The organism is Cupriavidus sp. 09_S30, from assembly GCF_056930435.1.
The window spans coordinates 372319-397118 of the sequence record NZ_JBXOWI010000002.1; the positions used below are offsets into that span (position 1 = coordinate 372319).

A 24800-nucleotide genomic window follows, 5' to 3' on the forward strand; every position below is an offset into this window, starting at 1 on the left:
CATGAACCGACCATTACAAACGGCAACCCTGCGGGTCGAGCCGGACGTGATCCGTGCCTACGCCGGGCTCACCGACGACTACAACCCGATCCACCTCGACGCGGAATTCGCCGCGAAGACGCCGATGGGCGGTGTGATCGCGCACGGCACGATGTCGATCTGCCTGCTGTGGCAAGCCTTGTTCCGCAGCTTCGGGCCGGATGCCTTCGCGTCGCTTGACCTGGACATCCGCTTCCTCAAGCCTGTGCGCAGCGGGGAGTTGCTCGTCGCGGGCGGGGCGCAGAACCAGGACAACCCTGAAGTGTTCGATGTCTGGGTGCGTGCCGACGACGGTTCGGACCGCGTAGCCGGCACGGTTCGCATGAATGCGATCAAGGAGACGGTATGAGCAGTAAGAAACAGACTGCAAGCGCCGAAGTGCAGGAGCGTCAGCTGGCGCTCTATCGCACTATGACGCTGGTCCGCCAGGTGGAGCTGGCGCTGAGTCGGCTCTTCGCCGATAGCGAGGTGCCCGGCTTCATCCACCTTAGCGTGGGTCAGGAGGCGGTGGCCGCCGGCATCGCCAGTGCGCTCGGGTCGCAGGATTCTCTTGCCACCACGCACCGCGGCCACGGCCACGTGCTCGCGCGCGGCATCGACGTGGAAGGCTTCTTCAAGGAGATCATGGGGCGCGCAGGCGGCCTGTGCCAAGGCCGCGGCGGCTCGATGCACGTCGCCGACCTGTCGCTCGGCATCCTCGGGGCCAATGGCATTGTCGGCGCCGGCATCCCCATCGCGTTGGGGAGTGCCATGGCGCACGCTGTCCGGCAGACCCAGGGGGTCGCGGTTGCCTTCTTCGGCGACGGCGCCATGGCGGAGGGCGTGCTGCATGAAACGCTGAACATGGCTGCGCTATGGAGGCTACCGCTACTGCTGGTCTGCGAGAACAATGGCTGGTCGGAGTTCTCCCCCACCTCGCGTCAGTTCGCGGCATCGCTCGAGCGATTGTCGGGGGCATTCGGCATCGTCCATGCGCGCGTGGACGGCAATGACGCGCTGGCCGTCTCGGACGCCGCGCGTGAGGCCGTGGCGGCGCTGCGTGCCGGCAACGGGCCATTCGTGCTCGAGTGCATCACGCATCGTGTGCGTGGGCATTTCGAAGGTGACCCGCAGAAGTATCGTCCGAGCGATGAGATCGAGACTCTCGCCGCACACGACCCCCTGGCCCGGGCACGCGCAACCCTGCTTGGCAGCGGCGTCGACGCCGGGGCGGTGGACGCGCTGGATGCCGAGGCCGCTGCCTGCGTGGAGGCCGCAATTGCGGCGGCGCGCGCTGACGCTCTGCCGTCGTTCGAGGCGGCCCAGGGCGATGTCTACACCCCAGGAGCACGAGCATGAGCGGGACCGAAATGCGCTATGTACAGGCTGTGGCGCAGGCCTTGCGCGACAGCATGGAGCAGGACAAGAGCGTGGTATTGCTCGGCGAGGACATCGGCACGGCCGGTGGCTCGTTCAAGGCCACGCGGGGCCTGCTCGAAGCATACGGGCCAGGGCGCGTGCGCGATACCCCGATCTCCGAGGCGTCGATCGTCTCGGCTGCCGTCGGTGCGGCGCTTACCGGGCTCAAGCCGGTGGTCGAGATCATGTTCATGGACTTCATCACGCTGGCCATGGACGCGCTGGTCAATCAGGCCGCCAAGGCGCGCTTCATGTTCGGCGGGCAGGGCAGCGTGCCGATGGTGCTGCGCGCGCCGCACGGCGGGGGCTTGAGCGCCGGGCCGCAGCATTCGCAATGCCTGGAGGCCTGGCTGGCCCATGTACCGGGGCTGAAAGTCGTCTGCCCGGCCGAGCCGCAGGATGTCTACGCGCTGCTGCGAGCATCCATCGATGACCCGGATCCCGTGGTCTTTGTCGAGCACAAGGGGCTGTACGCACGCAAAGGGCTGGTGGATCCGACCGTGCGGGTCGAGATCGGCAAGGCGCGCGTGGCGCGCGCCGGCCGCGATGTCACGCTGGTTACCTATGGCGCCACGGTCTTCACCTGCCTGCAGGCAGCAGAAACCTTGGCGGCCGAAGGCATCGAGGCGGAAGTGATCGACTTGCGTTCCATCCAGCCATGGGACCGGTCGACAGTGCTGGAGTCGTTGTCGCGCACGCATCGCGCAGTCGTCGTCCACGAGGCCGTTCAGGCCTTCGGCGTGGGGGCGGAAATCGCCGCCACGCTGGCAGATGAAGGCTTCGATGAACTCGACGCGCCCGTGTTGCGCGTTGCAGCTCCGTTCATGCCAGTGCCCTTTGCGACCTCGCTCGAGCAGGGCTATGCGGTCAGCGCGGATGCGATAGCCGCGGCCGTCCGTCAAACCGTTTCCTGAAGGAGGATTTCATGTCCGAGTCTACCGAACTGGTGTTGTGTGAGACGCGCGGCCCGATCGGGCTGCTGACCATCAACCGTCCGAAGACGTTGAATGCGCTGAACGTGGAGACCCTGCTGGCGCTGGAGGCAGCGCTCACGAAGTTGGAGGGCGACGCTGCCGTGCGGTCGATCGTGCTGACGGGATCCGGAGACCGCGCCTTTGTGGCGGGCGGCGACATCGCGGATCTCGACAGCCGGCAGGGACTGGCCCACTACCAGGAGTTCGCCGAGGTCATTCATCGCGTCTTCCGCCGCTTCGAAGTATGTGACAAGCCGACGATCGGCGCCATCAACGGCTGGGCCCTCGGCGGCGGCACGGAGATCCTGCTGACCCTCGATATCCGGCTCGTTGCCGAGGAGGCCAAGCTTGGCCTGCCCGAGATCACGCTCGGGCTCTTCCCCGGAGCCGGGGGCTCGCAGCGCATCATCCGCCAGATTCCGCTTTGCAGGGCGAAGGAGTTGATGTTCACCGGAGACCAGATCACCGCGGCCGAGGCGGTCTCCCTCGGACTATGCAACCGCACGGTGCCGCGCGAGCGCCTGCTCGACGAGGCCCTCGCCCTGGCCGGGCGCATCGCTGAGAAGTCGCCGCTGACGCTGCGCCTGCTCAAGCGCGCGTTGCGGGATGGCTCGGATATGCCCCTGCCCTCCGCGCTGGCGCACGAGCAGGCCATGATCGGGCTTGTCCTGGATAGCGCCGATGCGCACGAGGGTTGCCGCGCCTTCCTGGAGAAGCGCAAGCCGAACTTCACGGGGCACTGAGAGCATGCGACGCGAGTTACTGGTTCCCAAGCTGGGCCTGACCATGACCGAAGGCGCACTGGTGGAGTGGATGGTGGTCCCAGGGCAGTCCTTCAAGGCGGATCAAGGGATCTTCGTCATCGAGTCCGAGAAGGCGGCGACCGAGATCCAGGCCGAGGCGGACGGGATGTTGCTGGAGATCCGTTTCGAGGCCGGTGCCACATTGCCGGTGGGGGAAGTGATCGGCTACTGGGACGATGGCGCGGAGGATGCCAAAGCGGCATCGGTGCCGACCGCGGAGAAGGTCCCGGTGGCTGCTCCCGTCAATGGACACGGGGCCGGCCAGTTCCTGCCGACGGCGATATCCGAGCCCAGGCCGCGCCAGGAAGGCGCGCGCATCCCGGTCACGCCGCTGGCACGTCGCGTTGCGGCGCGCCGCGGTGTCGATTTGCGTACCGTGCGCGGGTCCGGCCCGCGCGGTCGCATCCGGCTGCGCGACTTGCCCGCGGCGGCGCCGGCCCCTGTGCCGGCACCGGGCGAACCGCATGCGGGATCCACTACGGCAGTCGGCGGGGAGGTCAGCAAGCCGAGCGCGATGGAGCTGACCATCGCTCGCCGCCTGCTTGCCTCCAAGCGCGAGATTCCGCACTTCTACCTGGCGGTGGAGGCAGAAGTGTCGAAACTGCAGGCGCTGCGAGCCGAACTGAATGGGATGCAGGGCGCGACGCGCCTTACGCTGAATCACTTCATCGTGGCAGCGGTCGGTCGTGCGCTCGCCGATCTGCCGCATCTGAACCGGGTCTGGACCGACGAAGGCATCGTCCGGCTGGCGACGGCCGACGTCGGCATGGCGGTCCACACCGAGCGCGGACTGACCGTGCCCGTCCTGCGCGATGTGGGGCGCCAGCCGCTGCAGGCGCTGGCGCGCGCCGCCGGGGAGGCCATCGAGCGTGCCCAGGCGGGCCGGCTGAACGCGGCCGACATGGCGGGGGGCGCGATCACTGTGTCCAACGCAGGCATGCATGACGTGACCTATATGACCTCGATCATCAATCCCGGGCAGGCCATGATCCTCGGGGTGGGGAGCGTGCGCGAACTGTTCCGCCCGGACCCGGCCGGGCAGCCGGCGCTGCGGCGCGAGATCGGGCTGGTGCTTTCTGCGGACCATCGTGTGCTTGACGGCGTGAACGCACTCGGCCTGCTCAAGCGCATCGTCAACTATCTGGAGCAGCCGCTCGGGCTGTTGGTGTCGTGATGGCGGAATCATCCTACGACCTCGTCATCATCGGCGGCGGGCCGGGCGGTTACGTCGCGGCCTTGCGCGGGGCGCAACTTGGGCTGCGCACGGCTCTGGTCGAGCGCGACCATCTCGGCGGCATCTGCCTGAACTGGGGCTGCATCCCCACCAAGTCCCTGCTGCACACCGCCGATACGGTCAGGCGCATCCGACAGGCTGATGCGCTTGGCTTGCAGGTAGGGGAGCTGGCGATCGACTTTGCCAAGGTCATGGCGCGTTCGCGCGCAGTGGCCCAGCGGCTGAACCGCGGCGTGGCCCATCTACTGAAGAAGGCGGGCGTGACAGTCTACGCCGGCAGCGGCAGCCTCGCCGGGCACGGCAGCGTCGTGGTGCGCGGCGCTGACGATGCGGTGCACCAGCTTGCTGTGCGCCACGTGATCCTTGCCACCGGCGCACATCCCCGCCCCCTGCCGGCCGCTCCCTTCGACGGCAAGCGTGTCTGGAGCTACCGGGACGCCCTCGCCGCGACGACGCAGCCGCGTTCGATGATCGTGGTCGGTGCCGGCGCCATCGGCATGGAGCTGGCGAGCTTCTACGCCACGCTGGGGTCCAAGGTCACGGTGGTCGAGGCACAGCCGCGCGTGCTGCCGGCCAGCGATGCGGATGTTTCCACCTTCGTGCAGCGTGCCTTCGAGCGGGACGGCATCGCTGTACATACCGGCGCGATGGTAGAGAAGGCCGAGGTCGGCGCGGATGCGGTCCGTGTGAAGCTGCAAACCGCGAGTGGCAGCACGGTCGTGGAGGCGGACCTGCTGCTGGTGGCCATCGGCCTGGCCGGCAATGTCGAAGGGCTCGGGCTCGAGCATACCCAGGTGCATGTCGACCGGGGCCAGATCGCGGCCGACGCATGGGGGCAGACCGGCGAGCCCGACGTGTGGGCGATCGGTGACCTGGTCGGCGCGCCGATGCTGGCACACAAGGCAAGCCACCAGGGCCTGGTCTGCGTCGAGCGGATCGCCGGCCTGCGCGATGCAACTGAGGCGCCGCATGCGCTGATACCTGCCTGCACCTATTGCCATCCGCAGACCGCAAGCGTGGGCTTGACAGAGCAGGAGGCCGCGGCGCGCGGCCTGGCGATCCGCGTCGGCACGTTCCCGCTGGAAGGCAATGGCAAGGCGGTGGCCATCGGCGAAGCGGAAGGCTTCGTCAAGACGCTCTTCGATGCAGAAACCGGAGCGCTGCTCGGCGCCCACCTTGTCGGCCCGGACGCCACGGAACTGATTCAAGGCTTCACCCTGGCGGCTTCGCTGGAGACGACGGAGGCCGAGCTGATGGAGACCGTGTTCGCCCACCCGACGCTGTCGGAAGCGATGCACGAATCGGTGCTGGCCGCCTTCGGGCGGGCATTGCACATCTGAGGCCAATGACAGAAACACAGGAGACATAGCATGGACTTTCGACTGAGCGATGAACAGAAGATGATCGTCGACACCGCACGCCAGCTCGGTGAGCGGTTCGGGCTGGAGTACTGGCGCAAGCTGGATGCGGACAAGGCTTTCCCCACCGAGTATTGGCGTGCCGTCTGTGAGGCCGGCTTGTGCGGCGTGGCGCTGCCCGCCGAGCACGGCGGCAGCGGCCTGGGCATGTTCGAGATGTCGCTGATCGTGGAGAGTCTGGCAGCGACCGGCGGCGGCTCCACGGTGGGGCAGCTCTTCATGATCAATCCCATCTTCGGTGGCGTGTCCATCTCGCGCTTCGGCAATGAGAAGATGCGCGCCGAACTGCTGCCGAAGATCATCAGCGGGGAGATCAATTGCTGCATGGCGCTGACCGAGCCCGATGCCGGCACCAATACGCTGGAGATCAAGACCTTTGCCGCGCCGGAGGAGGGGGGCGGCTGGCGCTTGAACGGGCGCAAGGTCTGGATCACCGGCGTCGAATCGGCGTCGAAGATGCTGGTGATCGCACGCACCAAGAAGATCGGCGAAGCGCAATCCCGCACCGACGGCCTGTCGATGTTCATGATCGACGTCGACCGCCAGGGCCTGACCCACACGCCGATCGACAAGCTCGGCACCTGCACCCTGGATTCGAGCAGCGTCTTCTTCGACAACGTCCGCATCGAGCCGGATGAACTGGTCGGCACCTTGCACAAGGGATGGAAGGAACTGCTGGATGTGCTCAATACCGAGCGCATCGTGACCACCGCCGGCCTGGTGGGCACCGGTGAGCTGGCGATCAAGCTGGCGGTGAACTATGCGAATGACCGCAAGGTCTTTGGCGATCGCCCGATCAGTGCCTACCAGGGACTGCAGTTTCCGCTGGCGCAATGCCATGTGGAGGTGGAGTCCGCCAGGCTCCTCAATCACAAGGCCGCGACCAATTTCGACATGGGCGAACCCTACGGCAGCGAGGCCAATGCCGCCAAGCTGATTGCGGCGCAGGCGGTGGCGCGGGCCACCGAGCGCGCGATGCAGACCATGGGCGGCATGGGCTATGCCAAGGAGTACCACGTGGAGCGGCTGTGGCGTGACTGCCGTTTGTTCCGCTTTGCTCCGGTGTCGGAGGAGATGATCCTCAACTACGTCGCGAACCACGATCTGGGCATGCCGCGCTCCTACTGAGTGCCGGGACGACAAGGAGCGAAGCCATGGTGTCTTTGAGCGCCAGCGTGACATGGTGGGCACGCAGCGAACCGGAGCGGACGGCGCTGATCTACGAGGGAGAGCGCCTGTCCTACGCGGGCCTTGCACAGCGGGTCGCCGCCGATGCGGGCCTGCTCGACGCCCGCGGCATCAGGCCCGGGGATGTGGTCGCGCTGTTGATGAAGAACAGCGCAGCCTTCATCGAGCTGGCGCTGGCCGTGAGCCACGTCGGGGCCGTGCTGTTGCCCATCAACTACCGGCTCGGGGCGGAGGAGGTCGCCTACATCGCCGAGCACGCGGGTGCAGTACTGCTGTTCGTGGACGAGGAGTTGGAGGGCAATGCCGGCGGGTGCCAACACCTGATCGTGCTGGACGCCGCGGCGCAAGCCGATAGCACCCGTCTTGCGAGGGGCGTCCCTCCCCGTGAGGCGGGGCACGCGAGCAAGCCGGATGACCTGTTCCGGCTGATGTACACCTCGGGTACCACTGATCGACCGAAGGGGGTGATGCACAGCTATGAGAACTACGCATGGAAGTGCTTCGATCACATTTCTGCGCTCGGGCTGCGCCGGGATGAACGCTTGCTGGTCGTCGGTCCGCTGTATCACGTCGGTGCCTTCGACCTGCCGGGGCTTGCGGTGCTGCAAGTGGGCGGGCTGGTCGCCGTGCTTCGGGAGTTCGATCCGGAGACCGTGCTCGCATTGATCGAGCGTGAGCGCCTGACCGGGGGCTGGATGGCACCGGTGATGTTGAATCGCACGCTGGCACTACAGGGGCGGGAGCGCTTCGATCTGTCCAGCTTCCGATGGCTGGTGGGAGGCGGTGAGCGAACGCCCGAGGCACGCATCCGCGAGTTCACGACCCTCTTCGGTGCTGCGCGATACATCGACGCCTATGGCCTGACCGAAAGCTGCTCGGGCGATACGATGATGGAGGCAGGCCGCGAGATCGAGAAGATCGGCTCGACGGGGCGCCCGCTGGCGAATGTGCAGATCGAGATCAGGGACGAGGCCGGGGAGTGCCTGCCGGCGGGCGAGGAAGGCGAGATCTGCCTGCACGGTCCCAAAGTGACGCGGGGCTACTGGCGCGATGAGCGCAAGACGCAGGCGAGCTTTGCCGGCGAGTGGTTTCGTACCGGAGACATCGGCTATCTTGATGCGGAAGGCTTCCTGTACCTGACGGATCGCAAGAAGGACATGATTCTCAGTGGCGGCGAGAACATCGCTTCCTCCGAGGTTGAGCGAGTCCTCTATCAACTGCCGCAGGTAGCCGAGGCGGCAGCGGTGGGTCTCCCGGACCCGCGTTGGGGGGAGCGCGTGACCGCCGTGGTCGTCCTGCGCGAAGGTGCCACGCTCACGCTCGAAGAGGTGCGGGAGCATTGCAAGCGCCAACTGGGCGGCTTCAAGACCCCCAAGCAGTTGGTCGTCCGAGGCGAACTCCCCAGGAATCCTTCGGGAAAGGTACTGAAGCGCGTATTGCGAGATCAACTGTCCCAGCAGGAGGCGAAAGCGTGATGGAGATCGAACTGAAGGGGAAGTGCGCGGTGGTCACCGGTGGCGCAAGCGGCATTGGGCTGGCGTGCGTGCGGGTGCTGGCGCAGGCCGGCGCCCGGGTGGTGATCGCCGACAAGGATGCGGCGGCGGCGATGCGCGCCGCCGAGGCTGTCGATGGAATCGCCATCCCGGTCGACGTCGGTGACGAGGTCTCGGTCGAAACGGCTGCCAGGCAACTTCTGGCGCAGGTGGGCAAGATCGACATCCTGGTCAACTGCGCGGGGGTACTGCAGCGCACCTTGCCGCCGGAGGAGTTGTCGCTCAAGGAGTGGGACCGGGTTGCGCGCATCGATCTGCGCGGGACCTACCTATGCTGTCGGGAGTTCGGCTCCGCGATGGCCAGGCAGGGGCGAGGCGCGATCATCAACATCGCTTCGGTGGCGGGAATGTGTTCAGGGCCACTGCATTCGTACGCGCCGGCGAAGGCCGGGGTCATCAACCTGACGGAGTGCCTCGCAGGTGAATGGGGGCCGAAGGGGGTGCGTGTCAACAGTGTGTCACCGGGATTCACGGTTACCCCGGCGCTGGAGAAGGGGCTCGCATCACATACGCTGGATGGATTGGAGCTCGCCGGCAGCGCGGCACTGGGCCGGCTGGTGCGTTCCGAGGATGTGGCGAGGGCCGTTCTGTTCCTGGCCTCGGATTGGGCCGCGGCGATCACCGGGGTGAACCTGCCGGTAGATGCGGGCTACCTGGTGGCTGGATCCTGGTCCAGTTACGGGGGATTACGGCGCGAGTCGGTTGCCCCGGTCGCGCCGGCACGATGCGACTGAACAATCTGTGCCTGCCTTTCTGTGTCGAAGTTGGCTGCCGCCGGGGATCATGGTGGCTGCACGGCGTCTCGCGCAGCATCGCCCTGAAGGCGGGCCAGGTTGCCCGCGTCATGGCGTACCGGCGGTTTGCCATGGAAGCCGGGTGGATTGGTGCGATGACGGGCGGGAACGCCATACACCTCGCTCTCGGCACGATGGAGAGTGCCAAGCGAGATGCGGCAGAAAGTCCGACCGTAGCGGAGTGGGCGGTTCCGCCGGCCAGGGCGCTCACGCTGGAGGTGGCTCAGGCGGTCTTCTCGCGCCCCGAAGCGCCGTGGTCCCGGGCGCATGCCGCCGCGCTGCTCAATATCTCGCCGAGCGCGCTCAGCGCTCGGATGCTCCGCGAAGGGGTGGCACTGACGGACCTGGTCTGCGAGCAACGTCTTATGCGCGTGCTCTATGAGATTTCGCATGGCAAGCAGATGCGTGCGACCTTCGGCTTCGCCTCCCGGGAGCGCCGCGACACCGCCTTCTTCGACTGTTTCGGGATGTGCCTCGACCAGTTTGCTGCGATGAACCGCGCTGGCATCGTGAGCTGGTCGGCGGGAGAGCAAGGCCACCATCTTCCTCTTTGAAGCGCCAGGAAGGGAAGGCGACAGGGCGGAAGGACGGTCATTGCCCGTCCTGGCCGCTCGACTCCAGCAGCAGGTACTCGCCGTCGTCCGCAGTGCCGGCGCCGATCTCGATGAAGCGGCACGCGCGATAGAACGCCAGCGCCGCCGCGTTGGCGCGCAGGCACTTGAGCCGGTAGCGCGTCGCCGGCCAGCCCGGCAGCGCGCGCAGCAGCGCCCGGCCGATGCCGCGCCGCAGCCGCGACCGGTCCACGTACAGATGATGGATGAATTGGTCCGGCTCCCAGACCGAGACGAAGCCGGCGAGTCGCGCATGTTCGTCCTCGGCGACTCGCAGCCGTTCGCCGTCGGTCTGTGCGTCGAAGTCCGCCAAGCGGAACGCGTCGGCCGGCTGCCAGACGAAGGTCTCACGGCGCGAGCGCAGGAATAGCTCGCGCAAGGCCGGGGCATCCCCGGCCACGGCGTCACGTACGATGATTGTCATCGGCTGATTATCTCGCGCTGGACGTGGTGGTGCGGTGCGGCCAGTTCGGCGCGCCATCACTCAGCTAGCCATGCACACCGCCTTGCTCGTCGGCGTCATGAGTCAGCGAGCGGCGCGCACCGCGCGAACTGGACCGGGAGCACACCGCGCGCCAGCCCAGTGCTCATCCAGGTCGTGGGTCGGGGCGGCCAAGTGCCTAAAGAAGCCCTTCATATTTTTTTCGAGAAGACTTGCAAGTCAGCCATTGAAGCATTAGTATTCGCTCCCCGCTGCACGCAGCATCGCTGCAAGGCAGGGGGATGGTTGTAGAGATTAACTTGGGTGAGCAGTAGCAGCGCTTACCGAAGAAAAAGAAATTTCTCGAAACGCTTGATTGTTCGCAGAAAATACTTCATAATCTCGTTTCTCTGCTGCTGACAACGCAGCGACGCGATAAGCAAAGCGAATCGCGTAAGTTCTTTAACAAACAAACAGCCGATAAGTGTGGGTGCTTGATGGCGAATGCGGAAGACCTCGGTCTTCTAGCTTACAAGTTATCAGTGCTCGCACAGTAAACATGTTTGGTTTCGTCTTCGGACGGAGCCAGTCAGTTTTCTGAGAGTGAGCGACCGCTCGAAAGAGCGAGTCCCGTAGGGAAACCGAAAGGACACACAGAGATTGAACTGAAGAGTTTGATCCTGGCTCAGATTGAACGCTGGCGGCATGCCTTACACATGCAAGTCGAACGGCAGCGCGGACTTCGGTCTGGCGGCGAGTGGCGAACGGGTGAGTAATACATCGGAACGTGCCCTGTTGTGGGGGATAACTAGTCGAAAGATTAGCTAATACCGCATACGACCTGAGGGTGAAAGCGGGGGACCGAAAGGCCTCGCGCAATAGGAGCGGCCGATGTCTGATTAGCTAGTTGGTGAGGTAAAGGCTCACCAAGGCGACGATCAGTAGCTGGTCTGAGAGGACGATCAGCCACACTGGGACTGAGACACGGCCCAGACTCCTACGGGAGGCAGCAGTGGGGAATTTTGGACAATGGGGGCAACCCTGATCCAGCAATGCCGCGTGTGTGAAGAAGGCCTTCGGGTTGTAAAGCACTTTTGTCCGGAAAGAAATCCTTTGGGCTAATACCCCGGAGGGATGACGGTACCGGAAGAATAAGCACCGGCTAACTACGTGCCAGCAGCCGCGGTAATACGTAGGGTGCGAGCGTTAATCGGAATTACTGGGCGTAAAGCGTGCGCAGGCGGTTTTGTAAGACAGGCGTGAAATCCCCGAGCTCAACTTGGGAATTGCGCTTGTGACTGCAAGGCTAGAGTATGTCAGAGGGGGGTAGAATTCCACGTGTAGCAGTGAAATGCGTAGAGATGTGGAGGAATACCGATGGCGAAGGCAGCCCCCTGGGACGTCACTGACGCTCATGCACGAAAGCGTGGGGAGCAAACAGGATTAGATACCCTGGTAGTCCACGCCCTAAACGATGTCAACTAGTTGTTGGGGATTCATTTCTTCAGTAACGAAGCTAACGCGTGAAGTTGACCGCCTGGGGAGTACGGTCGCAAGATTAAAACTCAAAGGAATTGACGGGGACCCGCACAAGCGGTGGATGATGTGGATTAATTCGATGCAACGCGAAAAACCTTACCTACCCTTGACATGCCACTAACGAAGCAGAGATGCATTAGGTGCTCGAAAGAGAAAGTGGACACAGGTGCTGCATGGCTGTCGTCAGCTCGTGTCGTGAGATGTTGGGTTAAGTCCCGCAACGAGCGCAACCCTTGTCTCTAGTTGCTACGAAAGGGCACTCTAGAGAGACTGCCGGTGACAAACCGGAGGAAGGTGGGGATGACGTCAAGTCCTCATGGCCCTTATGGGTAGGGCTTCACACGTCATACAATGGTGCGTACAGAGGGTTGCCAACCCGCGAGGGGGAGCTAATCCCAGAAAACGCATCGTAGTCCGGATCGTAGTCTGCAACTCGACTACGTGAAGCTGGAATCGCTAGTAATCGCGGATCAGCATGCCGCGGTGAATACGTTCCCGGGTCTTGTACACACCGCCCGTCACACCATGGGAGTGGGTTTTGCCAGAAGTAGTTAGCCTAACCGCAAGGAGGGCGATTACCACGGCAGGGTTCATGACTGGGGTGAAGTCGTAACAAGGTAGCCGTACCGGAAGGTGCGGCTGGATCACCTCCTTTCCAGAGCGTGCATTCATAGTTGAGCACTCACACTTATCGGTTGTTTGTTGTTGAGGCCAGGTGGTTGGCCAAATGCAAGCGCTTAGCATTGAGCGCTTGCATTTGGCGTTGCCAAGCGATGTGAAGACATCGGCTGTTCTTTAAAAATATGGGATGTAGTAAAGGTGTCACGGCGCGTTGATGAGACGTGCATGTAGTTTAACGTGATACCGGGTTGTGATTGTATCAACCAAAGTATTTAAGTGATCGAAAGATGACTTGGAATACGGCACAAATGCGAGAACTCAACCTGTAGCGAAACCGTTTCGAGCGCGAGCTTGAGACACACTCGTTATAGGGTCAAGCGAACAAGTGCATGTGGTGGATGCCTTGGCGATCACAGGCGATGAAGGACGCGGTAGCCTGCGAAAAGCTTCGGGAAGCTGGCAAACAAGCTTTGATCCGGAGATGTCCGAATGGGGAAACCCGGCCCGTATGGGTCATCCCTTGCTGAATACATAGGCAAGGGAAGCGAACGCGGCGAACTGAAACATCTAAGTAGCTGCAGGAACAGAAATCAACCGAGATTCCCAAAGTAGTGGCGAACGAAATGGGAAGAGCCTTGTACTCTTTAGCAGTGTTGTTAGCAGAACGGGATGGAAAGCCCGGCCATAGCAGGTGATAGCCCTGTATGCGAAAACAGCGTTGTGGAACTAGGTGTACGACAAGTAGGGCGGGACACGTGAAATCCTGTCTGAAGATGGGGGGACCATCCTCCAAGGCTAAATACTCGTGATCGACCGATAGTGAACCAGTACCGTGAGGGAAAGGCGAAAAGAACCCCGGGAGGGGAGTGAAATAGATCCTGAAACCGCATGCATACAAACAGTCGGAGCCCTTTCGGGGGTGACGGCGTACCTTTTGTATAATGGGTCAGCGACTTACATTCAGTGGCAAGCTTAACCGATTAGGGCAGGCGTAGCGAAAGCGAGTCCGAACAGGGCGTTCAGTCGCTGGGTGTAGACCCGAAACCAGATGATCTATCCATGGCCAGGTTGAAGGTGCGGTAACACGTACTGGAGGACCGAACCCACTAACGTTGAAAAGTTAGGGGATGAGCTGTGGATAGGGGTGAAAGGCTAAACAAATCTGGAAATAGCTGGTTCTCTCCGAAAACTATTTAGGTAGTGCCTCGTGTCTCACCTTCGGGGGTAGAGCACTGTCATGGTTGGGGGGTCTATTGCTGATTACCCCGCCATAGCAAACTCCGAATACCGAAGAGTGCAATCACGGGAGACAGACATCGGGTGCTAACGTCCGGTGTCAAGAGGGAAACAACCCAGACCGCCAGCTAAGGTCCCCAAGATTGGCTAAGTGGGAAACGAAGTGGGAAGGCTAAAACAGTCAGGAGGTTGGCTTAGAAGCAGCCACCCTTTAAAGAAAGCGTAATAGCTCACTGATCGAGTCGTCCTGCGCGGAAGATGTAACGGGGCTAAGCCAGTCACCGAAGCTGCGGACGCACGCAAGTGCGTGGTAGGAGAGCGTTCTGTAAGCCTGTGAAGGTGTCTTGTAAAGGATGCTGGAGGTATCAGAAGTGCGAATGCTGACATGAGTAGCGATAAAGGGGGTGAAAGGCCCCCTCGCCGTAAGCCCAAGGTTTCCTACGCAACGTTCATCGGCGTAGGGTGAGTCGGCCCCTAAGGCGAGGCAGAGATGCGTAGCTGATGGGAAGCAGGTTAATATTCCTGCACCGTCGTATGATGCGATGGGGGGACGGATCGCGGAAGGTTGTCCGGGTGTTGGAAGTCCCGGTCCCTGCAGTGGAGAAGGCGCTTAGGCAAATCCGGGCGCGTAATTCAAGGCTGCGGGGCGAGCGACTCAGGTCGCGAAGCAATTGGAAGTGGTTCCAAGAAAAGCCTCTAAGCTTCAGTCATACGAGACCGTACCGCAAACCGACACAGGTGGGCGAGATGAGTATTCTAAGGCGCTTGAGAGAACTCGGGAGAAGGAACTCGGCAAATTGGTACCGTAACTTCGGGATAAGGTACGCCCTGGTAGCTTGACTGGCCTGCGCCAGAAGGGTGAAGGGGTTGCAATAAACTGGTGGCTGCGACTGTTTAATAAAAACACAGCACTCTGCAAACACGAAAGTGGACGTATAGGGTGTGACGCCTGCCCGGTGCCGGAAGATTAAATGATGGGGTGCAAGCTCTTGATTGAAGTCCCGGTAAACGGCGGCCGTAACTATAACGGTCCTAAGGTAGCGAAATTCCTTGTCGGGTAAGTTCCGACCTGCACGAATGGCGTAACGATGGCCACACTGTCTCCTCCCGAGACTCAGCGAAGTTGAAGTGTTTGTGATGATGCAATCTCCCCGCGGCTAGACGGAAAGACCCCATGAACCTTTACTGTAGCTTTGCATTGGACTTTGAACCGATCTGTGTAGGATAGGTGGGAGGCTTTGAAACCGGGACGCTAGTTTCGGTGGAGCCGTCCTTGAAATACCACCCTGGTTTGTTTGAGGTTCTAACCTTGGCCCGTGAATCCGGGTCGGGGACAGTGCATGGTAGGCAGTTTGACTGGGGCGGTCTCCTCCCAAAGTGTAACGGAGGAGTTCGAAGGTACGCTTGGTACGGTCGGACATCGTACCTAAAGTGCAATGGCAAAAGCGTGCTTAACTGCGAGACCGACAAGTCGAGCAGGTGCGAAAGCAGGACATAGTGATCCGGTGGTTCTGAATGGAAGGGCCATCGCTCAACGGATAAAAGGTACTCTGGGGATAACAGGCTGATACCGCCCAAGAGTTCATATCGACGGCGGTGTTTGGCACCTCGATGTCGGCTCATCTCATCCTGGGGCTGTAGCCGGTCCCAAGGGTATGGCTGTTCGCCATTTAAAGAGGTACGTGAGCTGGGTTTAAAACGTCGTGAGACAGTTTGGTCCCTATCTGCCGTGGGCGTTGGAATCTTGACGGGGGCTGCTCCTAGTACGAGAGGACCGGAGTGGACGTACCGCTGGTGTACCTGTTGTCTCGCCAGAGGCATCGCAGGGTAGCTATGTACGGAAGAGATAACCGCTGAAAGCATCTAAGCGGGAAACTCGCCTGAAGATGAGGATTCCCTGGAGGCTTGACCTCCTTGAAGGGTCGTTCGAGACCAGGACGTTGATAGGCTGGGTGTGGAAGCGCAGTAATGCGTTAAGCTAACCAGTACTAATTGCCCGTAAGGCTTGATCCTATAACCAGTGTGTTTCACTGGTTGACGTATCGCCTCTGTGCCGATACCTCACAACCAAGACTACATCCCTATTCGCTGTGACGGCTCAACCCCGGCGCAGCAACCCCTTATGCCTGGTGACCATAGCGAGTCGGAACCACCCCTTCCCATCCCGAACAGGACCGTGAAACGACTTTGCGCCGATGATAGTGCGGACTACCCGTGTGAAAGTAGGTCATCGCCAGGCTCTCCATTCCCAGAACCCCCCAGATCCGAAAGGACTGGGGGGTTTTGCTTTTGCGCGCTGCGATTCGCGGCGGAGCAGGGCATCGCAAGTCAGGCTCAGTCCCCAAGGACTCCGGGCGCAGCCAGCACTGCTGGCTTTCGACAACGACGCCGTCGACCGGGGTGTCGCCACGAAAGTCTTCGTGCGGAATCCATACGCAGAAATGGGTACGGAAGTGAACCGCAGAGCGCGAAATGGCATGTGGAGCGGTTGATGTAGCGCTGGATAGAGCAGGGCAGCTCCGTCGGTCCACAGTTCGATTCGGCCATCCGGATACTCTTCCGCTTATGGTTTGCCTGCCGGCGCCTGAGGTGGCCCGTCAATGCGCGCACTGCCAAACCGCTTGTAAATCAGATGATCCAATGACCAGTTGCCCGCACCACGGCAGAGCAGCAACAGCAGCATCGCTGCCCATTGGATATGCGTGGGCCACGCCAAGGGATAGACGAACACCTCGATCACCGTGGTCATGCCAAGCAACACCAGGGCCACGGGGCGCGTTGCCAATCCCAGTATGAGCAGGATGGGCGCGGTCACTTCAATCGAGACGGCCAGGTAGGCGGCCAGTTCCGGCGGTATGAGCGGAACCTTGTAGTCCTCTCGAAAGAGCTCGAGGGCTGTCTCCCAGTTCGCGAGCTTGGTCATCGCCGAATTCCAGAACACCGTGGCGACGGCGAGCCGCAGCGGTATGGCGAGGAGACTGTACGGTACGCGCTCGAGCCAGCCGACCAGATGCAGTACGCGGTCGGCGAGCGTCGGATGCGGGCGAGTGGATTGCGTGGCGTGTGTCATGAGCGGGCATCTTGGGATGGTGGATCGGACGCCGGCCCGGGCAGGCGGGTGCCGGCAAAGCATCCGCTCGCCAACAGCGTGGTGAGCCAGGCGAGAGCCTCGGACGCCGGCGCTTCCTTCAGGGCGGCATGGAGTGGGCATCCGGCCAGCAATGCGGCAGTGAAGCGCCACTGCACGTCACTCAGGCGGCTGACTTGTGCGCCGTCCTGGGCGCGCCGGACGAGCAGCCGGACGGGGCCGCTGTCAAGATCCACGGCGGCCAAGGCGCCGTCGTCGCGGGCCAGCACTCCTCGCCAGATGGCATCCACCGGGAATTCGGAGCGGATCAGCCTCGCGGCAGGGTGCGGCTCGAAGCAGAGATGCCCGAGCTCGGATTCGTCCAGTTGCGCAAGGCGAGTCAGGTCGAGTGGCTGCGCGTCCGATGCGTGCAGCACGGTGTTGACGGCCCATTCGAGCCGGGCGGTATCCGGCAGATAAGCGAGCGTGGCGGCCTGCGGCAAGCGCGCCAGGAAGTCGGGGAACGCATCGCCATACGCATCCAGCCATGCGCTTCGTGGAGGCGAGTCTGCGATGAACAGCCTGGCCGCGCCCTCGAAGAATTCCGGGCCGACCAAGGCCTGGACAGCCGGATAGGACAGGATCAGCGCCTTCAACAGCGTCCCGGTGGCCGTGTTCCGGTAGATGGCGAGCCGCGCCTGCGGCTCGAGCCCGTCCGCGACCATGAACGCGGACAGGTCGCCGTCTGCGCCATGCAGCAGGGACAGGCCGATGGCGTGCTGCAACTCAAGCAGCGCAGGGGGATGCGGATGCATGCTGATACCTCTGCAGGGCAGACTCGGCGAGGACCGCCTCTTCCATCAGGACGTCGAGCGCGGGCACGGCCGTATCCCATTCAATCAGCGTGGGCACTGGCCCAAAGCGGCGGAGCGCTTCCTCGTACAAGGCCCATACCTCGGGCGGGACACGCGAGCCGTGATCATCGATGCGCAGCGTCCGCCCATTCTCGAGTTCCCGTACGCTGTGGCCAGCCAGATGAATCTCCCCGATCGCCGCCGGCGGTAGCGCGCTCAGATACGTGATGGCGTCCCAACCGTGATTGCAGGCGCTGACATAGATATTGTTGACATCGCACAGGATGCCGCACCCGGTGCGCCGCGCGACCTCGGCGAGGAATTCCCACTCAGGGATGTTGGAGTGCCGGAAGCGCAGGTAGGTCGAGGGGTTCTCGACCAGGATGCGCCGCTTCAGGAAAGCCTGGGCCAAGTCGACATGGTGGCAGACGATGGCCAGCGCTTCCTCCGTCATCGGCAGCGGCAACAGATCGGCGAGATACGTTCCCCCGGCAGCGCTCCAGGACAGATGTTCGGAGACCAGCCCGGGGGCGAATCGCTCGACGACCTCGCGCACACGCGCCAGGTGGGCCGTGTCCAGCCCTTCTGCGCTACCTAGCGACAGGCCGACGCCGTGCAAGGAGATGGGGTAATCACGCCGAATGGCGTCCAGGTAGCCAGGTGCGCTGCCGCCGCCCATGTAGTTCTCGGTATGCACCTCGAACCAGGCGACCGCCGGACGCTCCTCGACCACCATCAGGTGGTGCCGGAAGCGCAGCCCGACTCCGGCCTGCGTCGGGATCGGGCCGAGCCCTCGCTGCAGCGCAGCAACCGTGGCACACATGGCGGCACACATGGCGGCACACATGGCGGATCAGGCAGCTTTGAGCTTGCCACCCTGGATCTTGCTGCAGTCCCCCGCCGGCAGCAGCACGAACGACTTCGAATCGCGCGCCTGCGTGGCTTGTCCGGCGCAGGAATGCGCGCCCTCGGCGCAGTCGTTCTTTGACACGGCATTGATGCCGTAACACTTCTCGAGTTTTCCTTTCTCCATCCTCGCCATGTTGTCCTTGACGATCTGCGGCATCTCCTTCATGGCCTGCGCCTGCGCAGGCGCTGCCACCATGGCCAGGGCGAGTCCAAGCGCCGACGACAAGGTTGAGGCGGCCAGCAGTTGCTTGTTCATCTTGCGTTCTCCTGAGAATTGCGGCCGCTGAATGCGGAACCGTGTCAGGAAGTTCGGCCGGAGGCGACCAAAGGTTACACCCCCGCCCCAACTAAATTTGCGCGACAGACGGTTAACCATGACGCAGAATGCAAGCATGTCTTCCCCAGCGGACCGTCGCGACGGCCGCTCCAGTTGCACGAGCGAGCCTCAGGATTCGGCTTTTGCCGACCTCGGTTCCGTGTCGCCGGCCCGCCGAGCCGATGGCACGGCGGATTGGTCGGTTGCCATGGCGCGGGCGCAAGGTGGTGACCGCGAGGCCTACAGGTACCTGCTTGAAGCCATCACCCCCTACGTGCGGGCACTGGCGGCCCGCCACATCCGGAACCGCGGCGACCTGGAGGACGCGGTGCAGGACGTGCTGCTGACCGTACACGCCGTTCGCCACACCTACGACCCGCGCCGACCGTTCGGCCCGTGGCTGGTTGCCATTGCCAACCGGCGCATTGTCGACAGCCTGCGCCACCAGGGCCGCATCGGCTTGCACGAAACCGCGCTTGAGGAGAAGCATGAAACCTTTTCGGCCCCCGGAACGAATATTCAGGAAGAGACCGTGGATGCGCGCGCGCTTCGGGATGCCATCGAGCGACTCCCCGTCGGGCAACGCGAGGCGGTGCGGATGCTGAAACTGGAGGAAATGTCGCTGAAAGAGGCCGCTGCCACCAGCGGGCTGTCGGTGGCCGCGCTGAAGGTGGCCAGCCATCGCGCGCTGAAAATGCTGCGCAAGATGTTCGGACCGCAAGGCAACAAGTCGTGATGCCCACCCCTGACCTGATCGACTCACTGGTCGCAGACGCAACTCCGGTGCGGCGCCTGCGTTCACCCGGCGTGCGGGCGGCGTGCTGGCTGCTGCTGGCGGCACTGGTGGTGGGGCTGGCCGCGCTCCATCATGGCGTGCGGCCGGACCTGGCGCTGAAACTGGCGCAGCCCGCCTTTGTGACAGGAATGGCAGCCGCCGTGCTGACCGCCGTACTGGCCGCCATAGCCGCGCTTATCGCTAGCGTGCCCGGCCGTTCGCAATGGTGGCTGATGCTGCCGGTGCCGGCGGCCCTGGCCTGGTTCGGCACGATCGGTTATGGCTGCCTGACCGACTGGGTCCGGATCGGGCCGGGCGGCATCTCGCTTGGCGAGACCGCCAGTTGCTTCGCCACGCTGGTCTTGGTGGGCCTGCCGCTGTCCTTTGTCTGGCTGGCCATGCTGCGTCATGTGGCACGGCTGTCCCCCGCGCCGGTCGCGATGTGCGCCGGCCTCGCCGTTGCTGCGATGACGGCCACCGCGCTATCGCTCCTTCATCCGATCGATGCCACCGTGATGATTCTGCTGTGGCATATCGGCGTCGCTTTATTGCTGGTTGGCGTGAGCAGCCGGTATGGGCACCGGCTGCTTGGCTGGGTGGCGCCGCGCTGAAGCGGCGCTGTTTGCCGATTACGGCCTGGCTATCAACTGGTGATGCGCATTCACACCGATTTCGCCCCGCATCTTCCCATGCGACTTTGCATCTGAGTGGTACACGACAAGAACGGCGTTGTCATGCGTGATGGCCGTGGGCGATATCACTGTCACGACGGCCTTGCCTTCAGAACTTGCCACAAAGTCGTTGTCGGTACCGTTGCCGTCGAGCGGCGTGAAGCCAATTGGCTTCTGATCGAAGTGATTCTCGAACAGGCTGTAGTGGCCACGGGGCTGCAGGCCTGAAAGAACCACGGTGACCTTCTCCCGACCATCGGACTGTGGCGTCAGGATAATTTGCCCCTTGGCGCCAAGCCAGGTGCCAAGAGACATGTCGAGCGCTTGTCCCGAGGCGTTCATGATGGGCAATGTACGGGCGTCCGAGATCAAGGCATTGCGCAATCCGGCGCTGTGCTTGATACCCTGGGGACCCACGCCGGCTGGCGCTCCTTGTTCAGCAACGAACACCTGTGGGTCCAGCGGTGGCTTCTGGTGCGTCTCATTCGAAAAGAATTCCGCATGCGTTTGAAAGTCCATGACTCGCCGTTCGCCGGCTCCATGCGCTGCATTTGCAGTCAAGCCTGCCAAGCCGATCAGGCTCAAGGCGACCGTGCGTCTGAGTCCAGCTTTTACCAGTGCGCTCATCTTCGTTTCCCGGTGCGAATGTTCAGGTTCTGCGGTTGGGATGCCGGCAAGTGACTCCGGCAAGGGGTGGCAATCATCGCCTGTCACGGGTCGGCACTGCACAACCATACCTTGTTCTGGTGTCAAGGGGCGCGATGCTGGGCGACGGTGTTTAGCGCGGGCCCATGATTTCCGCCAATACCTGGTCCGGCACCCCGGTGCGCATCTGCACCGACCCCTTGGCATCGCGCCAGACGACTGCAGGGGTGGCCTGCATCCCCAGATCGCTCATGAGACTGACATTGCGGTCGAGCTGAGCCTGGACCGCAGGCGGGATAGGCGACAGGGGCTTGATGCCCTGGTCGCCAAGTGGGCGCGGGTGGCCCGAAGCCAATCCCTTGGCGGTGGCTGCCGTCTGCGCTCTCTCGTAAGCGGCCAAGGTTGCGGCGGGGTTCTTGTCAGCCAGAAGGGCAGCAGCCTTCCCCGGGCTGGTTGGAGTGAGAATGCCAACGATGACGTGTCGTAACTGCACCTTGCCTGCTTCCACCCAAGGTCGCGCGTCGGACCAGAGTTTGTTGCAGTAGGGACAGTTCGGGTCGGTGAAGACATAGATCGTGCGTGGCGCCTTGTCGGAGCCGTCGGCGATCCAGCCGCTACGTTGCAACTGGCCCCAGACGCCGTCGGTCATCGGCTTGCTGACGGTCTTCTCAAGCACACTGCGATTGACGTCTTTGCCCTCCGCATCCAGCAGGGTTCCCGCGATCACGTGCTTGCCATCGGGTGTGACGTACAGCGCGATCGCTTGCTGGCCCATGTAGCCCGCCCAGGCGGTGAGGCCACCCGGTGAGGGGAAGGTGCCGACCACGGTGAGGCCTTGCTTTTCGAGAGCGCGCAAGGGGGCCGGGCGATCCTCGGCCAGCGCGCACGACTGCGCCACCACGCCCGCCACCATCACGGCAGCGGTGATGGCCCAAGGGAGGCGAAAGCTGGCAGGAGGCAGGCGGCGCACTGAGGTTGGCATGGTCATGGGATTCATGGTTTGGAAGATGGCCGGGCCGAGGCCTTGGATGAGGGGGACACAGCAAGCGCGGTCAGGCGCCGCAGCAAGGTGGCATGTGAGAACTCGCCGAGGTGCTGGTCGACCAGGCGACCTGTCGCATCGAAGAACAGGGTGGTTGGCAATGCCGACTGGCCGAAATGCGCGCCTGCCTGGCCATTGGGATCGAGCAGCACATTGCGCAGATCGAGGTTTCGGCTCGCCAGGAAGCGCTGGACCGTCTCCGAGGACTCACCCTGGTTCAGGAAGACAAAGTGCAGTTCGGGATGGTCGGCCTGGGCGCGCTGGAGCACGGGCATTTCACGCTGACAGGGCGGGCACCAGGTCGCCCAGAAATTGACCACCACGGGTTTGCCCGCGAAGGACGTCAGCGATTCGGTTCCTCCGCCTAACACGGGAAGCGTGATGGCCGGGAGCCGCGCTTCGTCCTGCGGCAGCATCGACAGCGTGGCGGATCCCATGATCCAGAAGGCGCTGGCCGTGCCCATCGCCACGAGCAGCGGCTTGCGAAGCGCACGGCGAGGTCGGATCAGTATCAGTGCATAAGCCCAGGCCGCGATGAAACCGGCTTGCGGGTTCCAGCCACCATCGCGGATATTCAGGATGTCCAGCAGCTCGCCGGAATAAGCGTCCCAGTACTGCCAAACAAAGGCGAGGCGTGCGACCACCACAGCGGCCATCAGCGCGCGGAACAGGTGCGGTTCCGCATTGACGTTGGCCTTGCGGCCCAAGCGCTCGCCGATGAACAGGCCCAGCATGGCGGCGCCCACGATTACCAACAAGGTGAGAGGCAGGGTTAGCGGGCCGATCTGGAGCGTCGACTTCACGAACGATCCCCGGTGCGACTTCCTTCGTTAGCAAGACGCTGCAGCAGGTCAGCTACCCCGAATTCACCGACCAGGCGAGCGTCGCGCCGCTCCTGGCCCATTGCGTCGAACAGCATTACCGTCGGCGGGCCCAGCACTTGATACTGGCGCATGAGTGCGCGCTGGCCGGCGTCCCCGGCTGTCACGTCCGCGCGCAGAAGGACCATGCCGGCCAGTGCTTGGCGGGCCTGCGCATCGGCAAACACTTCATGCTCGATCGCCTTGCAGGCGACGCACCAGTCGGCGGAAACATCCACGAGCACAGGCCGGCCGGCCGCGCGGGCGATGTCCAGCCGTGCCTGGAGAGCTTGCAGGCTGCGGACGGTATCGAAAGGCAATGAGCTTGTCTGGCCGGCGGCGCTCGCGGGCGCGGCGGTGGCGACGGTACCGAAGGCGAGCGGCCGCCAGGGATCGCCACTGCCGGCCGCCGCACCCAGCACCATGGCACAGCCCCAGAGCCCTGCCATCGATGCCACGCTGCGCCCCAACAGGCGGACGCCAGTCGTGGCCTCTGCAGCTACGTGCGCCAGCGTGAGCGCGAAGCTGGCCAGCAGCATGCCCCATAGCGCCAGCGCCAGCGGTGCGGGAATCACGCGTTGCACCATCCACACCGCGGTGGCTAACAGCAGGAACGCGCATGCGCCCTTGACCCGTTCCATCCAGGGCCCTGGCTTGGGCAGGTAGCGTGCGCCCAAGGTTGCCATGAGCAATAGCGGCAGGCCTGTGCCGAGGCCCAGCGCGAACAGCAGCAGCGTGCCGGATAGGATGTTCCCGGTCTGCGAGATATAGAGGAGTGCGCCCGCTAGCGGTGCCGTCATGCAGGGGCCGACCAGCAGGGCGGAAAGCAAGCCCAGTGCGGCCGCACCCGACAGCGTGCCACCTCGGCGGCGCCGACTCGCACTATCGAGACGCTCGCGTACGAAGCTCGGCAGCTGAAAGGTGAAGAACCCGAACATCGCGGCTGCGAGGACCACGAAAATGGCGCCGAAAGCGCTGACAGTCCAACGATTCTGCAGCAGTGCCTGCAAGTTGGCGCCGATCATTCCGGCGGCCGCGCCCAGCAGCGCATAAGTGAGCGCCATCGGCAGCACGAACGCCAGTGACAGTGCGAAAGCGCGCTTCGGGGTCGCCTGGCTGCCGACCACGATGCCCGAGACGATCGGCACCATGGGCAGCGTGCAGGGGGTGAAGGCCAGCGCGATGCCCAGCAGGAAGAACAGCGGCACGGTCCAGGCAAGCGTCCGCTCGCCGAGCAACTGGGTGATACGGCGGTCGCTTGCCTCCGTGGCATCGAGCAGGAATCCCTTCGCCGTGTCGGCAGGCGCAGCCTTGACGGAGGACGCGGCTGCAGTTGTCGCAAGAGAGATCCTGCGCGTCTGCGGCGGATAGCAGAGTCCCGCTTCGGCACAACCTTGCCAGGAAATGACCAGTTCCTTGGCTTCAGGGGCATGGACAGGAACGGTCACCGCATCGTGGTAGACCTCCATCACGCCGAAGTTCGGGTCTTCCTTACGCTGGCCAGCGGGTTTGTCGACGACCTCCGGGCTGCCAGCGGGCGTGGCGGTGACCCCGATGCGGTCTCGGTAGAGGTAGTAGCCCGGGGCAATCTTCCAGTGCAGTCGGACGTCAGTGGTGGCTGCCGTGTCGGACGGATCTACGGTCAATACAAAGGCCTCTTCGGGCTCCAGGAAGCCGTCGTCGGCGTATGCAAGCTCCGGGGACATGCCTGCCAATGGGACAAGCAGCAACGTCAGCAAGAGTAGCGCCCGCAAAGCGGACTGGCGGAGTAGACCGAAGAGAACGAAGCAGCGAGGTCGAGCGAAGGTTGGCAGCATCTCAGGCACGATGAA

General features: G+C 63.2%; 21 protein-coding genes and 3 rRNA genes. 15 read left to right on the forward strand and 9 right to left on the reverse strand.

Annotated elements, in window-relative coordinates; all coding sequences use genetic code 11:
* Position 1 precedes the first annotated feature (1 nt).
* The 10 genes from AC1Z3O_RS21845 to AC1Z3O_RS21890 are packed head-to-tail and all read left to right on the forward strand — an operon-like array spanning position 2 to position 9955.
* Positions 2-388 carry a MaoC family dehydratase gene (locus AC1Z3O_RS21845; protein WP_483517970.1) on the forward strand — a complete coding sequence of 129 codons (387 nt, stop codon included), beginning with the start codon at positions 2-4 and terminating at the stop codon, positions 386-388.
* Positions 385-1377 (forward strand): thiamine pyrophosphate-dependent dehydrogenase E1 component subunit alpha, encoded by a 993-nt coding sequence (locus AC1Z3O_RS21850; RefSeq protein ID WP_483517971.1) that lies wholly within the window; start codon positions 385-387, stop codon positions 1375-1377. The genes AC1Z3O_RS21845 and AC1Z3O_RS21850 overlap by 4 nt, the downstream gene beginning before the upstream one ends.
* A complete protein-coding gene (locus tag AC1Z3O_RS21855; RefSeq protein WP_483517972.1) occupies positions 1374-2351 on the forward strand; it encodes an alpha-ketoacid dehydrogenase subunit beta in 978 nt (325 codons plus the stop codon). Before AC1Z3O_RS21850 ends, AC1Z3O_RS21855 begins: the two co-directional genes overlap by 4 nt.
* Before the next feature lie 11 nt (positions 2352-2362).
* Positions 2363-3154 carry an enoyl-CoA hydratase/isomerase family protein gene (locus tag AC1Z3O_RS21860; protein WP_483517973.1) on the forward strand — a complete coding sequence of 264 codons (792 nt, stop codon included), beginning with the start codon at positions 2363-2365 and terminating at the stop codon, positions 3152-3154.
* A gap of 4 nt (positions 3155-3158) precedes the next feature.
* Positions 3159-4388, forward strand: coding sequence for a dihydrolipoamide acetyltransferase family protein (locus AC1Z3O_RS21865; protein ID WP_483517974.1), 1230 nt, complete (start codon positions 3159-3161; stop codon positions 4386-4388).
* Entirely contained in the window at positions 4388-5788 is a 1401-nt protein-coding gene (gene lpdA, locus AC1Z3O_RS21870) for a dihydrolipoyl dehydrogenase (RefSeq protein ID WP_483517975.1), read from the forward strand. Before AC1Z3O_RS21865 ends, lpdA begins: the two co-directional genes overlap by 1 nt.
* Positions 5789-5818: 30 nt before the next feature.
* Positions 5819-6994, forward strand: a complete 1176-nt coding sequence (locus tag AC1Z3O_RS21875; protein WP_483517976.1) for an acyl-CoA dehydrogenase family protein — start codon at positions 5819-5821, stop codon at positions 6992-6994.
* Between the two features lie 26 nt (positions 6995-7020).
* Positions 7021-8529, forward strand: coding sequence for an AMP-binding protein (locus AC1Z3O_RS21880; RefSeq protein ID WP_483517977.1), 1509 nt, complete (start codon positions 7021-7023; stop codon positions 8527-8529).
* Positions 8529-9341: an SDR family NAD(P)-dependent oxidoreductase gene (locus tag AC1Z3O_RS21885; protein WP_483517978.1), complete on the forward strand. Its 813-nt coding sequence runs from the start codon at positions 8529-8531 to the stop codon at positions 9339-9341. The genes AC1Z3O_RS21880 and AC1Z3O_RS21885 overlap by 1 nt, the downstream gene beginning before the upstream one ends.
* Positions 9332-9955 (forward strand): hypothetical protein, encoded by a 624-nt coding sequence (locus tag AC1Z3O_RS21890; protein WP_483517979.1) that lies wholly within the window; start codon positions 9332-9334, stop codon positions 9953-9955. The genes AC1Z3O_RS21885 and AC1Z3O_RS21890 overlap by 10 nt, the downstream gene beginning before the upstream one ends.
* A 37-nt stretch (positions 9956-9992) precedes the next feature.
* Here AC1Z3O_RS21890 and AC1Z3O_RS21895 read toward each other — a convergent pair whose 3' ends face one another.
* The gene (locus AC1Z3O_RS21895; protein ID WP_483517980.1) at positions 9993-10436 is read right to left on the reverse strand and encodes an N-acetyltransferase family protein; all 444 of its coding nucleotides are present in this window, start codon (positions 10434-10436) and stop codon (positions 9993-9995) included.
* Positions 10437-11095: 659 nt separating this feature from the next.
* Between AC1Z3O_RS21895 and AC1Z3O_RS21900 the strand changes: the two genes are divergently transcribed.
* The 3 genes from AC1Z3O_RS21900 (at position 11096) to rrf (ending at position 16068) form a co-directional block, all read left to right on the forward strand.
* Positions 11096-12627: ribosomal RNA gene (locus tag AC1Z3O_RS21900) — 16S ribosomal RNA — on the forward strand.
* A gap of 337 nt (positions 12628-12964) precedes the next feature.
* A 23S ribosomal RNA gene (locus AC1Z3O_RS21905) occupies positions 12965-15842 on the forward strand.
* 112 nt (positions 15843-15954) lie between these two features.
* A 5S ribosomal RNA gene (gene rrf / locus AC1Z3O_RS21910) occupies positions 15955-16068 on the forward strand.
* The 16S, 23S and 5S rRNA genes sit together here, the layout of an rRNA operon.
* A gap of 324 nt (positions 16069-16392) precedes the next feature.
* Here rrf and AC1Z3O_RS21915 read toward each other — a convergent pair.
* Genes AC1Z3O_RS21915 through AC1Z3O_RS21930 form a run of 4 tightly spaced genes read right to left on the reverse strand, consistent with a single transcriptional unit; the run spans position 16393 to position 18915 of the window.
* Positions 16393-16899 carry a DoxX family protein gene (locus AC1Z3O_RS21915; protein ID WP_483517981.1) on the reverse strand — a complete coding sequence of 169 codons (507 nt, stop codon included), beginning with the start codon at positions 16897-16899 and terminating at the stop codon, positions 16393-16395.
* Entirely contained in the window at positions 16896-17711 is an 816-nt protein-coding gene (locus tag AC1Z3O_RS21920; protein WP_483517982.1) for an HvfC/BufC family peptide modification chaperone, read from the reverse strand. Before AC1Z3O_RS21920 ends, AC1Z3O_RS21915 begins: the two co-directional genes overlap by 4 nt.
* Positions 17683-18573 (reverse strand): MNIO family bufferin maturase, encoded by an 891-nt coding sequence (bufB, locus tag AC1Z3O_RS21925; protein ID WP_483517983.1) that lies wholly within the window; start codon positions 18571-18573, stop codon positions 17683-17685. Before bufB ends, AC1Z3O_RS21920 begins: the two co-directional genes overlap by 29 nt.
* Before the next feature lie 30 nt (positions 18574-18603).
* Positions 18604-18915, reverse strand: a complete 312-nt coding sequence (locus AC1Z3O_RS21930; protein WP_483517984.1) for a BufA1 family periplasmic bufferin-type metallophore — start codon at positions 18913-18915, stop codon at positions 18604-18606.
* Between the two features lie 118 nt (positions 18916-19033).
* Here AC1Z3O_RS21930 and AC1Z3O_RS21935 point away from each other — a divergent pair, with 118 nt between their 5' ends.
* Together AC1Z3O_RS21935 and AC1Z3O_RS21940 are read left to right on the forward strand one after the other, a co-directional pair.
* Positions 19034-19711, forward strand: a complete 678-nt coding sequence (locus AC1Z3O_RS21935) for a sigma-70 family RNA polymerase sigma factor (protein WP_483517985.1) — start codon at positions 19034-19036, stop codon at positions 19709-19711.
* Positions 19711-20361, forward strand: a complete 651-nt coding sequence (locus AC1Z3O_RS21940; protein WP_483521904.1) for an NrsF family protein — start codon at positions 19711-19713, stop codon at positions 20359-20361. The genes AC1Z3O_RS21935 and AC1Z3O_RS21940 overlap by 1 nt, the downstream gene beginning before the upstream one ends.
* A gap of 18 nt (positions 20362-20379) precedes the next feature.
* On the opposite strand, the gene AC1Z3O_RS21945 is transcribed toward AC1Z3O_RS21940, so the two are convergent.
* From AC1Z3O_RS21945 to dsbD, 4 genes are all read right to left on the reverse strand, one after another.
* Complete coding sequence (locus AC1Z3O_RS21945; RefSeq protein WP_483517986.1) at positions 20380-21048, reverse strand: hypothetical protein; 669 nt, start codon at positions 21046-21048, stop codon at positions 20380-20382.
* A gap of 151 nt (positions 21049-21199) precedes the next feature.
* Complete coding sequence (gene dsbG / locus AC1Z3O_RS21950) at positions 21200-22054, reverse strand: thiol:disulfide interchange protein DsbG (protein ID WP_483521906.1); 855 nt, start codon at positions 22052-22054, stop codon at positions 21200-21202.
* A 5-nt stretch (positions 22055-22059) separates the two neighbouring features.
* Positions 22060-22911 (reverse strand): TlpA family protein disulfide reductase, encoded by an 852-nt coding sequence (locus tag AC1Z3O_RS21955; protein WP_483517987.1) that lies wholly within the window; start codon positions 22909-22911, stop codon positions 22060-22062.
* Complete coding sequence (gene dsbD, locus AC1Z3O_RS21960) at positions 22908-24785, reverse strand: protein-disulfide reductase DsbD (RefSeq protein ID WP_483517988.1); 1878 nt, start codon at positions 24783-24785, stop codon at positions 22908-22910. Before dsbD ends, AC1Z3O_RS21955 begins: the two co-directional genes overlap by 4 nt.
* Positions 24786-24800: the final 15 nt, after the last annotated feature.